Origin of the sequence: Candidatus Clostridium helianthi (genome assembly GCF_045310795.1) — a bacterium.
Taxonomy (GTDB): domain Bacteria; phylum Bacillota; class Clostridia; order Clostridiales; family Clostridiaceae; genus Clostridium; species Clostridium helianthi.
Map to the genome: position 1 here is coordinate 193121 of NZ_JBJIAB010000006.1, position 11781 is coordinate 204901.

The 11781-nt window shown below is 29.3% G+C and carries 14 protein-coding genes and 1 tRNA gene; 3 read left to right on the top strand and 12 right to left on the bottom strand.

Features of this window, described 5'->3' with window-relative positions; all coding sequences use genetic code 11:
* Nucleotides 1-15: 15 nt before the first annotated feature.
* The 3 genes from ACJDTP_RS07355 to ACJDTP_RS07365 are packed head-to-tail and all read right to left on the bottom strand — an operon-like array spanning nt 16 to nt 2070.
* Entirely contained in the window at nt 16-1029 is a 1014-nt protein-coding gene (locus ACJDTP_RS07355) for a protein arginine kinase (protein WP_077844669.1), read from the bottom strand.
* Nucleotides 1022-1600 (bottom strand): UvrB/UvrC motif-containing protein, encoded by a 579-nt coding sequence (locus ACJDTP_RS07360; protein ID WP_077844668.1) that lies wholly within the window; start codon nt 1598-1600, stop codon nt 1022-1024. Before ACJDTP_RS07360 ends, ACJDTP_RS07355 begins: the two co-directional genes overlap by 8 nt.
* Before the next feature lie 14 nt (nt 1601-1614).
* Complete coding sequence (locus ACJDTP_RS07365) at nt 1615-2070, bottom strand: CtsR family transcriptional regulator (RefSeq protein ID WP_077844667.1); 456 nt, start codon at nt 2068-2070, stop codon at nt 1615-1617.
* Between the two features lie 169 nt (nt 2071-2239).
* On the opposite strand from ACJDTP_RS07365, the gene ACJDTP_RS07370 reads away from it, so the two are divergent.
* Nucleotides 2240-2890, top strand: a complete 651-nt coding sequence (locus tag ACJDTP_RS07370) for an MBL fold metallo-hydrolase (protein ID WP_077844666.1) — start codon at nt 2240-2242, stop codon at nt 2888-2890.
* Between the two features lie 65 nt (nt 2891-2955).
* Here the strand turns inward: ACJDTP_RS07370 and ACJDTP_RS07375 are convergent, their stop codons facing one another.
* From ACJDTP_RS07375 to ACJDTP_RS07405, 7 genes are all read right to left on the bottom strand, one after another.
* Entirely contained in the window at nt 2956-3126 is a 171-nt protein-coding gene (locus ACJDTP_RS07375) for a DUF362 domain-containing protein (RefSeq protein ID WP_008426524.1), read from the bottom strand.
* 122 nt (nt 3127-3248) lie between these two features.
* A complete protein-coding gene (locus ACJDTP_RS07380) occupies nt 3249-3452 on the bottom strand; it encodes a heavy-metal-associated domain-containing protein (RefSeq protein WP_011967481.1) in 204 nt (67 codons plus the stop codon).
* Between the two features lie 11 nt (nt 3453-3463).
* A complete protein-coding gene (locus ACJDTP_RS07385) occupies nt 3464-4369 on the bottom strand; it encodes a PSP1 domain-containing protein (RefSeq protein WP_078116881.1) in 906 nt (301 codons plus the stop codon).
* Between the two features lie 3 nt (nt 4370-4372).
* Nucleotides 4373-5305 (bottom strand): DNA polymerase III subunit delta', encoded by a 933-nt coding sequence (locus ACJDTP_RS07390; protein ID WP_078116880.1) that lies wholly within the window; start codon nt 5303-5305, stop codon nt 4373-4375.
* Nucleotides 5306-5324: 19 nt separating this feature from the next.
* Complete coding sequence (locus ACJDTP_RS07395) at nt 5325-5657, bottom strand: cyclic-di-AMP receptor (protein ID WP_078116879.1); 333 nt, start codon at nt 5655-5657, stop codon at nt 5325-5327.
* 73 nt (nt 5658-5730) lie between these two features.
* Nucleotides 5731-6372, bottom strand: coding sequence for a dTMP kinase (gene tmk / locus ACJDTP_RS07400; protein WP_077844662.1), 642 nt, complete (start codon nt 6370-6372; stop codon nt 5731-5733).
* 49 nt (nt 6373-6421) lie between these two features.
* Entirely contained in the window at nt 6422-6604 is a 183-nt protein-coding gene (locus ACJDTP_RS07405) for a sigma factor G inhibitor Gin (RefSeq protein ID WP_077844661.1), read from the bottom strand.
* 406 nt (nt 6605-7010) lie between these two features.
* Here ACJDTP_RS07405 and ACJDTP_RS07410 point away from each other — a divergent pair, with 406 nt between their 5' ends.
* On the top strand, nt 7011-8171 hold the full coding sequence (locus ACJDTP_RS07410) for a zinc-binding metallopeptidase family protein (RefSeq protein WP_078116877.1): 1161 nt from the start codon (nt 7011-7013) through the stop codon (nt 8169-8171).
* A 276-nt stretch (nt 8172-8447) separates the two neighbouring features.
* Complete coding sequence (locus ACJDTP_RS07415) at nt 8448-9395, top strand: magnesium transporter CorA family protein (RefSeq protein ID WP_011967474.1); 948 nt, start codon at nt 8448-8450, stop codon at nt 9393-9395.
* A gap of 39 nt (nt 9396-9434) precedes the next feature.
* Here ACJDTP_RS07415 and ACJDTP_RS07420 read toward each other — a convergent pair whose 3' ends face one another.
* Together ACJDTP_RS07420 and ACJDTP_RS07425 are read right to left on the bottom strand one after the other, a co-directional pair.
* A complete protein-coding gene (locus ACJDTP_RS07420; protein ID WP_077844659.1) occupies nt 9435-10832 on the bottom strand; it encodes a sugar porter family MFS transporter in 1398 nt (465 codons plus the stop codon).
* Nucleotides 10833-11629: 797 nt separating this feature from the next.
* Nucleotides 11630-11704, bottom strand: a tRNA-Cys gene (locus tag ACJDTP_RS07425).
* Nucleotides 11705-11781 lie beyond the last annotated feature (77 nt).

Here is an 11781-nt window from a genome sequence, read left to right on the forward strand (position 1 = left end):
CCTCCTATCTTCTCCTTAGGTTAATATTTCTTTCACTAATTTAGCTCTTTCATACTTAATTTCCTTATCATCTAGTGATTTTTTTAAATAATTTTGAAGGGATGAATTAGTAATTAGAATAAATAGTTTATCTAACTTACCCTTATCAATATTTATAATTGATAATTCCGCTCCTAATCTAACATTTGATAATAGTTCAATAGACTCTTTAAAATCTAAAATCATTGCATATTTCAGTATTCCATATGCTCTATATATCTTATCCTCTAATTCATGTCTACATTTACTAAGTAATATTTCTCGGAATTTATTTTCCTCTATTATTATGCTCCAAACTGCTTCTTTTAATTTATTTATAATATTCTCCTCTGTCAAACCTAATGACACTTTATTAAATATTCTGTATAAATTTCCAAAAACTTTTGTACCATCTAAATGGACTCCTTTTATAGCAATCCCTAGCTTACCAAGTTTTTTGGATATATTACTAATTTCTTCACTCATACTAAGAGCTGGCAAATGTAATACTACTGATGCCTTCATTCCTGTTCCGATATTCTCTGGTGATGCTGTTAAATAACCTAATGTTTCATCAAAAGCATAGTCAAAATTTTCTTCTATCTTATCATCAATAACTGTTGCTCTCTCAAAAATTTCTTCTAATTTAAATCCATCACTTATACATTGAAGGTTTATATGATCTTTTTCATTTATCATAATGCTAAGATTTTCTTCTTTATTCAATATAAATGAACCCTTATCAGAATTTTTCAAAAGTTCTTTGCTAATTAAATCCCTTTCTAAATATTGTTTACTAAATTCTTCTTTTGTATTCCAAATCTCATATAACGTAATTTCTTCATTATCCAATTCGTTTTTAAGAACGTTATATACTTCTTTGCCATTTTCTCTACCCTTAATATAATTCAGTTTATTAGGAAAAGGTAAATTGCTAAAGTTTCTAGCTAACAACACTTTGCTACTTAATACTACTCCAAGCCTTTCCTTATCATCTTCCCAGCTATTCATCACAATTTCCCTCCTTTCTATTTGTAATTTCCTTAGTGTTACTTTCTAATATATATAATTCTAGTTTTTTAATTTCATCTCTTACTATTGCTGCTCTCTCATATTCCTCGGCTACTATCAATTTTTGCATCTCTTCTTTTAAATCCTTAAGATTTTTTCTTTGAACCAATTCCTTTCCCTTAACCTTAGGAATCTTACCAATATGTTTAGTTCCAACTTGTAAGCTCTTTATCCTTGGCTCAAGTACAATATTAAATTCTTTATAACAATCAGCACATCCCAATCTTCCTGATTTCTTAAATTCCTGATAAGTTAACCCACAATTTGGACAAATAATTTCTTTTACTTTATTGCTATCTATATTTGATTTACCATTATCTACATTAGATAATATTTCTGTAAGTATGCCTTGAAATGGAACATTTATATTTTGCATTATTGGACTAAAGAACGGAATATTAGCTATATCTTTTGCACAATTTTCACACAACCAAATTTCCTGTTTCTGACCATTCATCACTGTAATTAAATTTATCTTTGCTTCATTTTTTTTACATTTTTCACATAACATATATATCCCCACCTTTAAGATAAAATTATCATAATCATAGCTTTTAAAATATCAGCTCTTACTTTATTTTTATTATCTACTGAAGTTAAACTTCTATCATTTATTGCTATCTTCATTATTTCACATTCTCTTTCTTCAATAACTCCAGATTCTAATAAGTGATTAAGCAATGCGTTTGCATTATGATATGTTATTGTTTCTCCTATGCTTTGGTTAATTAGCTCTTCCCTTCTATTGGAGTTATCCTCATCCAACTGCTTGATCGCTATATGACCTCCGCCGCCTCTCTTGCTCTCAATTAAATATCCTCTTTCATAGGTAAATCGAGTTGTTAATACATAGTTTATTTGGGACGGCGCGCATCTAAACTGATCTGCTAACTCATTTCTTTGTATAAAAATCACATTATCTCTATTCTCATTAAACATTTGTTTTATAAACTCTTCTATTATATCTGAAAGTCTTGCCATAACATCACCTACTTAAACCTTTATTTAATTATTTGTTTTTGACTTACTTTGACTTTATAATATTATACTATACTTCTTTTACTTTTTGAAGTATCAATATAAATTTATGATTATTTATAATACTGTATGTTAATAATATCTAATATATTTCAATTTATGGAGGTTTTATATGCAAATTATTTGGTATGGACATTCTTGTTTCCTTATGAAAACATCCATTGGTAAAAGAATTCTAATTGATCCGTTTAGCAACAATTTAGGTTATGATAATAATTTCCCTAAATCTGATTTAATTACCATTAGTCATAACCATTTTGATAGTTCATATATTAATGATATAAATAATACAACCAAGATTATTAATGAGAGCGGAAACTTTAACTTAAGCTTCCTTAACATAGAAGGGCTTGACTCCTTTCATGATAAGTGCAATGGACTAAAAAGAGGCTCAAATATTATTTATATATTTAAGGATGATAAACTTTCTATATGCCATTTAGGACATTTAGGCCATATACCTTGTTCATTGATTTTAGAAAAGCTTAAAAATATTGATATTTTACTTATCCCTATTGGTGGACATTTCACTCTGGACGGTTTTGAGTCTGCGAAACTTTGTAACCTTATTTCCCCAAAATACATAGTTCCTATGCATTATAAAACTAATACAACATCTTTATACTTAGACGACCCTAAGAATTTTATAATATCTATGAAGAGCATAAAAAAAATAAATTCTAATATATTAGATACTTCTGACTTGGATATAAATTCTAACCTTAAGTCTGAATGTATCTTGTTAACACCTCCATATAAATAGTGAAAATAACTGCTTTAACTATTTTTAAATAAAAAAAAGACCGCCTAAAGACGATCTCTCTTTTATTACTCTTGGTTTGGAGCTCCCACTGGGCAAACATTAGCACAGTTTCCGCAATCGATACAAGTATCTGCATCAATAACGAATTGAGTATCTCCTTGAGTTATAGCACTAACTGGACATTCTCCAGCGCATGCTCCACAGCTAACACATGAATCATTAATAACAAATGCCATCTAGAACACCTCCTAATAAATTGTGGTAATTAACCTCTTACATTTTAACACGTATTCGTATGTTTTAAAAGTGTTTTGTATTCTAGACTTCTTATTTTTTAATATTGTTATATTATTTACGATTACAAGACAACATATCCTAAATCCTCTATGGAATTTATAATCCTTTCGAGTTTTAAAAAGATATCATTATATATTACTGTTATCTCCCTTTTTGCAAGCGAAATTTCAGTAGCTATTACCCCCGAATTCTTAACAACTGTATCTTGAATTATCTTGGCATCGTCATTAGACTCCATATTACAAATCTTAATAACAGATTTCATAGAAATTCCTCCTATTTTTCATTAATAAGATTTTTTATTAATGTTTTATCTTCTTCTGACTCAACAATCAATTTTATATTATTTTCATCAATTGTATCTTCATATTTTCCTGAAACGAGCTCTACATCAGTTATTTTGAATTCCTCAACAACTTCCTCGTCTCCTCTTCTAACCTTAACCTTTACCATCTCTTTAACTATTGAATTACCAACAACTTCTCCATTCCCAGCATCTGTCTTAACAATAGAGCCGACCTTAGGCAATCTCTTTCTTATACCTTCATATGTAGTTTGTTCATAGTTCAAACAGCACATCAATCTTCCACATATTCCAGATATCTTGGTTGGATTCAAAGAAAGATTCTGTTCCTTTGCCATTTTTATTGATACAGATGCAAAGTCTCCTAAGAATGTAGAGCAGCACATAGGTCTACCACATGGTCCAAGTCCTCCAACCATTTTAGCCTCATCTCTTACTCCTATTTGTCTTAATTCTATTCTAGTTTTAAATATAGTAGCTAAATCCTTAACTAACTCTCTGAAATCTACTCTACCATCTGCTGTAAAGTAGAATATAACCTTATGATTATCAAATGTATATTCAACATCTATTAATTTCATATTTAATTTATGTTCTTGAATTTTCGCTAAGCATATATCTAAGGCTTCTTTTTCTTTTTCTTTATTTTCTTTATGTTTTCTAATATCATCCTCATCAGCAATTCTAATAACATTCTTTAAAGGTGATACTATATCTTCCTCTTTTATCTCCTTAATTCCTATAACGCATTCACCAAATTCTATACCTCTAGCTGTCTCTACTATTACATAATTGCCCTTTTTTATATCTAATTCTAGTGGACTAAAGTAGTAAATCTTTCCCGCTTTCTTGAATCTTACGCCTATAACTTTTATCATTAATTATACCTCCGCAAAGCCCATAAGCAAAACACTTATGACCATTGAATAGTTCGTATTACTATTAAAATTTATTCTAGCTTCTTTTATGTATTCTAACATACTATTTAATTTCTTATAAGACATTCCTCTTGATATATTTTTTATCTTATATATTTTATCAAAATTAACAACGAGTTCACTATCATTAAGCTCTTTAAGAAGTAATATATCTCTTATATATGATAGAAGTATATTTAGTAACTCTAATTTATCTTCTTTTGCACTTTTTAATAATTCCTCATACTTTAATATAATACCTTTTTGTCTACTTACGATATCTTCAAATAATTCTATACATATATCTCTCAAATTTCTCAACTTATCATCGCTAAAAAATCTATCTACATTTCCAGGTATTCCAGCACTATAAGCTAGTGCTGCTTTTTTATCATCTTCACTTAAATTATTATATTTTTCCTCAAGGTAACTCAAAATTTCTTCTTTATTTAATGGTGTTAACCTATATATTTGGCAACGAGATTTTATGGTATCCAAAATTACTTCTAAAGAATCACTTAACAATATTAAATGTACACCTCTTGGCGGTTCTTCAATAGTTTTTAATAATGCATTTTGAGCTTGAACTGTTAGCTTGTCACATTTATATAATATTAATACCTTTTTATCACCTTCATAAGGCTTTTTATTGACTTCACTTATAATGTTTCTCACATCATCAACACCAAATGAATTGGAATTAGGAGAATACCTTACAATATCTACACTCTCCACACTATTTCTCTCTTTAATAATTTGATTTGAAAGGTACTTAGCTACTATACTTTTTCCTATTCCATCATTACCAATTATTAGATTTGCATGAGAAAATGAATCCTTTTGTCTTCTATTATTTATATTATCGATAATATTTTTATGTCCGATTATCTTTCTCAATGCTTATCTCTCCTTGATATCATATTTTTACGAACTTATCCACATCAATTACGAATACAGTAGCACCTCCCACGCTAATTTGCACTGGGTATTGTTGCATATATCCACTTTCACTTCCCCCAAGGGTAGTTGGTGTAACTACTGTCTCATTCCGCTTTCTACATACATTCCTAATAACTTCAATAACAAGTTCAACTTTTTCCTCTTCAATTCCTACCAATAATGTAGTATTACCAGATTTAAGAAATCCTCCTGTAGTTGCTAATTTTGTAACTCTATAATCCTCTTCTGTTAAAGCCTCTATGACATCTGCTGAATCTTCATCCTGAACAATTGCAATTATCAATTTCATTTTAATTCCCACCCTTAAACTAATAATAATTTACTACATATTATTTTACCACAAATAGGTGGCTTTTTATTACTTAGTTTATATTTGTCCATATTTTAGGCCTTAGTATATTTTTTATTTGATTAATTACATTTTCTTTCGTATTATTTGCATCTATCTTAACAATTCTATGATTATTATTTTTATAAACAATATCATATCCTTCTCTAACTCTTTCATGAAACTCTAACTTTTCTATATCTAATCTATTTACTTCTCTGCAATCATTATTAGCTATTCTAGCCAATCCTATTTTAGGATCAAGATCAAATAGCACTGATATATCCGGCATGTACTCACCAATAGCAAATTTATTTATGCTTAAAACTTCTTCCATTCCTAAATTTCTCGCATAACCCTGATATGCCAAAGAAGAATCTATAAACCTATCACAAAGAACTATTACACCTTGATTCAATGCTGGTATCACTTTTTCTACAAGGTGTTGTCTTCTCGCAGCTGCATATAATAGTGCTTCTGTTTTAGCATCCATCTCCTTGTTATCTTTGCTTAAAATAACTTGTCTTATTTGCTCTGATATTTTAATTCCGCCTGGCTCTCTCGTCTTTATACATTCAAAATTATTTTCTGTAATCCAATCATATATTGCATCAATCGCCGTTGTTTTTCCGGTTCCCTCGCCACCTTCAAAAACTATAAATAAACCTTTTTTCATCTTAAAGTACCCCTCTATATATTAGCGTTTAAATGTAAGAATTTAATTTCTAAGCATGTTCGCTAAATAAGATTATCCTAACATTATCCTTATAATAATCATAATCTGGATCCTCTACATTTGTATTAACAATTTTCTCTTCACATGCTTTACAAATCTTTTCTCCATTTAATATTATACCATCGCAATCACTTGCTCCACATAAAAAACATGATTTATTTGTATTCTCCATCAGTAATTCCCCCTTAATTTTATGATTCTTATAAAATTATTACCAATTATGTAGACTTTATACACCCTATGGATGTTAATAACTTCTATATAGATATTTTTTAAATTTCTGGTAATACTAATAAAGAGAATTATATATTTACACAATTACTACTGAATTTAATACAAATTACATAATGTAAATATAGCTTGCAAAAATAGCTTATATTATTAAATTTTCAAATAATAATTTGCTCATAATATTTAAAGTGATAGCTATATTAAGCTTATATTTAATACCGCTATTATCATGTTAACAATAAAAACATTAATATGAAAGGAGAACTTACTGTAAAACAAAGCAAAACCTGTACTATATACAAGATCTAGTAATTTATTTTGCAAGTTTTAAGTAAGAAATTGCGCTTATGAAAAACAAAATTATTTCATTTCTATCTACTTGTGCTGACGATATTAAAAATCTCTGTACCTATTTATATGAGAATCCAGAAAAAAGTTATAATGAAGTTAACGCATCTAATTGCATATGCAATTTATTAAATAAATACAAATTTGAAGTTGATAGAAATTTTTTAAACATTAACAATTCATTTATAGCAAAGAAAGGCCAAGGTCATCCTAAAATATGTTATCTATGTGAATATGACGCTATCGAAAATGACGGTCATATTACCGGGCATAATATGGTTACTGCAATGTCAGTATCCGCTACATTAGCTTTAGGAAGTGTTATAGATGACATCGGAGGTTCTGTAATACTGGTAGGTTGCCCCGGTGAATACTTTGGCGGGACTAAAGGGACAATGGTAAAACAAGGACTATTTGATGACATAGATGTTGTAATGGTAGCTCACCCTGACACATGTACATGTGAAAGTGGCTCTTCATCAGCAATTATCCCATTAGGACTTAAGTTTGAAAGCGAAAGCAAGTTGAGTTTTTTAAATCAGAATTCTTATACATCGTTAGATGCCGTTTTACTAACTCTTAATATTTTAAACTCTATAAAAAAAGGATTTCCAGATAATTTAGAAATAAATTCGGTTATATCTAATGGTGGGTATACAACATTGCTATTACCAGCAGATTCTGAAATTAAATTTTGCATTCGTGCATCTAACACAAAAACTGCTAACGAAGCTTATGATAAAATAAGAAAAATCGCAAATAATGTGACAGCATTAATAGATATTCCTAATAAATTTTTCTTATATGAGTCTCCTAATAAGGAGTTAATAACCAATAGAACGCTAAATAGGCTATTTAGTCATAACCTTAAAGAAAGTGGAATAATAAATATTAATCCACCAAAAGATATATATGCTGGATTAAGCATTGGAGATGTAAGTCATAAGGTTCCTTGCATACATCCATATATATCTATAATAGATGATGAAAATATTAAATATGGAAGCCTAGATTTCGCAAAAGCAACTACATCTGAGTTTGCTTTAAAACAATGCAATATAGCAGCTACAGCCCTTGCATTAACTGCTATTGACTTAATACAAAACGAAACTTTACTCTCTGAAGTTAAATCTGAATTCTTTAATAATAGAAATTGCTAATAAAAAAAATTTAAGATATGGTATCTTAAAAATAATATAATATATGCTTTTGATAATAATAAACTCCATATATTATATCGATTTATATTTTAAGGTACCATATTTCACTTCATAGATTCTGGCATAATAAAAAATCAAACGTAAAATCCTTTGATGTATTTTCACATTAAACTTACAGAATAATAAAATAATAGTATATTACAAGAAATGCTATGTGTTTACAAACCATCTTATAATAGTATAATATTAGTTGTACTGCTTAGGAGGTGTTATAAATTGATTCAAATCTATAAAAGCGAAAGTGAATTTGATCCTTCCCTAAAATTAATAGATACGATAGAAAATGGTGCTTGGATAAATCTTATTGCGCCATCTGCTGAAGAACTAATATTAATATCAAAGAAAACAGGTGTCCCTTTGGAATTCTTAAAAGCAGCCCTAGATGATGAAGAAACCTCACGTATTGATATTGAAGAGGATTCATTATTAATAATAGTGGATATACCGTTTACCGAAATGGAAGATAACTCTCTTACTTATGATACATACCCATTATCAATAATACATACTAATAAACAATTGATAACTGTATGCTTAAAAAACAGTAAAATCCTAACGGATTTTGCTAATAACAAAATTAAATCTTTTTATACATTTAAAAAATCAAGATTTACATTACAAATACTAAATAGAATATCAACATACTATTTACTTTATTTGCGTCAAATAGATAAAAAAAGTTTAATGATTGAAAAAAGGCTTCATAAATCTATGAAAAATAGAGAGCTTATACAATTACATTCTCTGGAAAAATCACTTGTTTATTTTTCAACTTCACTAAAGGCTAATGAAATTACTTTAGAGAAAATGCTGAAATTAGAGCTTATGCAAAAATATGAAGAAGATAAAGATGTTTTAGAAGATGTAATTATAGAAAATAAACAAGCTATAGAAATGACTGAAATCTATAGTAATATATTAGCTAGTACAATGGATTTTTTTGCTTCTGTAATATCTAATAATTTAAATATTGTTATGAAAGTACTTGCATCAGTTACAATTCTTATGGCAATACCGACCATAATAGGTGGAATATTTGGTATGAATATAGCATTACCATTATCTGCAGATAATCCACATGCATTCTCTATCGTTATGGGCGTAACTGTTGGCATTTGCGGACTTGTTGCCTTTATATTATATAAAAAAGATATGTTTAATTAACATATCTTTTTTATAGCATCTTATAACTACTCTTATCACCTAAGCCTTAGTTGTAGCATCTTGTGTGCAGATATCCTTTTGGAGTTTTTCTACTCCTTTATATGATCTAAGTTCAGCTTCTATATCTTCAAGTGAACGATTACGAGTTTCAAATACTTTAAATTGAACAAACCAAATTGCCGCAAAACAGATTATACCATAACCTATAAATAAACTACCTGTACCAAAGTAATTCAATAATGCTGGAAATGTCAATGATACCATCATATTAGCACTCCAATTAATTACACTACTAAATGAATTACCTAATCCACGAATATTTAGTGGAAATACTTCTCCTACCATAACCCACATTACAGGTCCCCAAGTAGCTGAGAAAAAAGCAATGTAGATAGTTAATGCGATAACACATATAATCGAAGCAACAGATGAACCATTAGAAAATTTCATTGAGATGCTCATAATCATTAGCGAAACTCCCATTCCAATAGCTCCATAAATAAGCATTTTTTTACGGTCAATCTTATCCATAATGGCTACAGCTATAGCAGTAATTATTATATTAAAGACTCCAATTCCAATATGGGCAAGTAAAGCTGCTTGTACACCAAATCCGACATCTGTAAATATAGTTGGTGCATAATAAAGAACTGTATTGCATCCCATAATTTGTTGAAAAATAGCTAGACCAAAGCCTATGATTAATGCAGGGCGTACAAATTCGCTAAATAGTTCTTTAACTCCACCACTTTTAATCTCAGCTTGTTTTTTTATTTGAGCTAATTCATAATTAACAGCGCTTTTATCATGTTTATTCATATGTTCTAGTATACTTCTTGCTTCGTCTACTCGTCCATCTTTTACTAAAAATCTAGGACTTTCTGGTAACACAAGTGCGCCTATTAAAAGAACTGCTGCTGGAATAGCTGCGAACCCTAACATCACTCGCCAACCAGTATATAAATCTGAAAATGCATAATTTGTAATATAAGCCAATAGAATTCCGCTCATAACCATTAGCTGAAACAAACTTGATATGGTTCCACGTTTTTCAGATGGTGATAATTCAGCTAAATAAGTTGGAATTAGAGCTGAAGACGCACCAACTGCGACACCAAGAATGATTCTAAATATAATTAATGACCAAATTTCTGGAGCAAATGCTGATCCAAGTGCGCCGACAAAGAAGATAACAGCCGATGTAAGAATTAGCTTTATACGGCCATATTTATCAGACATAGGACCAATGATTGCAGCCCCAAGAATAGCTCCTAATAATACAGAACTTACAACCCATCCTTGCTGCCATGAATCAAGGTGCATTTGTTCTTGAATAAATAAAATAGCTCCTGAAATAACTCCAGTATCATAACCAAACAAAAGCCCACTAAGTGCAGCGAAAATATATATTACAGAGTTACTAATTTTTATTTTCATTAAAATCATCTCCCATTTTTTATTTCATTTGATTTAAATTCGTATATTCCTAGTGCGTTTATAATATTCCTAAAATTTCTTCGTTCGGAAGACTATTTTTATCGTTTACAAAAGATACATTAATTGCCCAGTATATTTATAATTTGACTTCCATGAAATTTCGGTAAGAATAACTAGCAATGCTAATTTTCTCTTACATTCTCTAAATAATGCTGTACTAGTTTTTATTCATATTTATCATATCAATAAATATACCTTCTATTAATAATCTAATGATGCATGCATGTCTATTAGCTTTTAGAAAAATAGGTACCCAATATTTATTTTCCTTAAATTTAGTATAACACTCTTTGAAACCTTTTTCAATAAACTTTAAAAAGTAATTTAAAAAGTAATTTAAAAATTTATTTAATATATGGTTATAATAATGGCTGACATTTGTGATTATAATAAATGAATTTACCCAATGCAATCCTATTAAATATAAAAACTCAATCACCGCAACACATGCCATGTGATATATGATTCATTAATTCACTCTATTAGTAGCTCACTAACTATAGTATTTCTATATAACTAATTTAATTTTAAGTTATAGATTTCCATAAAACTTATTATATACAGAACAAAAGTGGCTGCGCCACGCTCTTTCTTGATACCATTTTTTACAGGCCAATATCCTTATAACCATTGATATCACTCACTTTCAAAATCAAAAAATTCTATACTTTCCTAAACAATAAAAAATAGCTCATGTATCAACCATTTAGTTAATACATAAGCTATCTTAAATAAATTGGAGGCGCCACCCAGATTTGAACTGGGGAATAAAGGTTTTGCAGACCTCTGCCTTACCACTTGGCTATAGCGCCATTATGGTGGCTCGAACTGGAATCGAACCAGTGACACGAGGATTTTCAGTCCTCTGCTCTACCGACTGAGCTATCGA

Coding starts and splice junctions, on each gene's coding strand:
- ACJDTP_RS07355 (WP_077844669.1), bottom strand. CDS start 1,029: ATGAATAGCTGGGAAGATGATAAGGAAAGGCTTGGAGTAGTATTAAGT.
- ACJDTP_RS07360 (WP_077844668.1), bottom strand. CDS start 1,600: ATGTTATGTGAAAAATGTAAAAAAAATGAAGCAAAGATAAATTTAATT.
- ACJDTP_RS07365 (WP_077844667.1), bottom strand. CDS start 2,070: ATGGCAAGACTTTCAGATATAATAGAAGAGTTTATAAAACAAATGTTT.
- ACJDTP_RS07370 (WP_077844666.1), top strand. CDS start 2,240: ATGCAAATTATTTGGTATGGACATTCTTGTTTCCTTATGAAAACATCC.
- ACJDTP_RS07375 (WP_008426524.1), bottom strand. CDS start 3,126: ATGGCATTTGTTATTAATGATTCATGTGTTAGCTGTGGAGCATGCGCT.
- ACJDTP_RS07380 (WP_011967481.1), bottom strand. CDS start 3,452: ATGAAATCTGTTATTAAGATTTGTAATATGGAGTCTAATGACGATGCC.
- ACJDTP_RS07385 (WP_078116881.1), bottom strand. CDS start 4,369: ATGATAAAAGTTATAGGCGTAAGATTCAAGAAAGCGGGAAAGATTTAC.
- ACJDTP_RS07395 (WP_078116879.1), bottom strand. CDS start 5,657: ATGAAATTGATAATTGCAATTGTTCAGGATGAAGATTCAGCAGATGTC.
- tmk (WP_077844662.1), bottom strand. CDS start 6,372: ATGAAAAAAGGTTTATTTATAGTTTTTGAAGGTGGCGAGGGAACCGGA.
- ACJDTP_RS07405 (WP_077844661.1), bottom strand. CDS start 6,604: ATGGAGAATACAAATAAATCATGTTTTTTATGTGGAGCAAGTGATTGC.
- ACJDTP_RS07410 (WP_078116877.1), top strand. CDS start 7,011: ATGAAAAACAAAATTATTTCATTTCTATCTACTTGTGCTGACGATATT.
- ACJDTP_RS07420 (WP_077844659.1), bottom strand. CDS start 10,832: ATGAAAATAAAAATTAGTAACTCTGTAATATATATTTTCGCTGCACTT.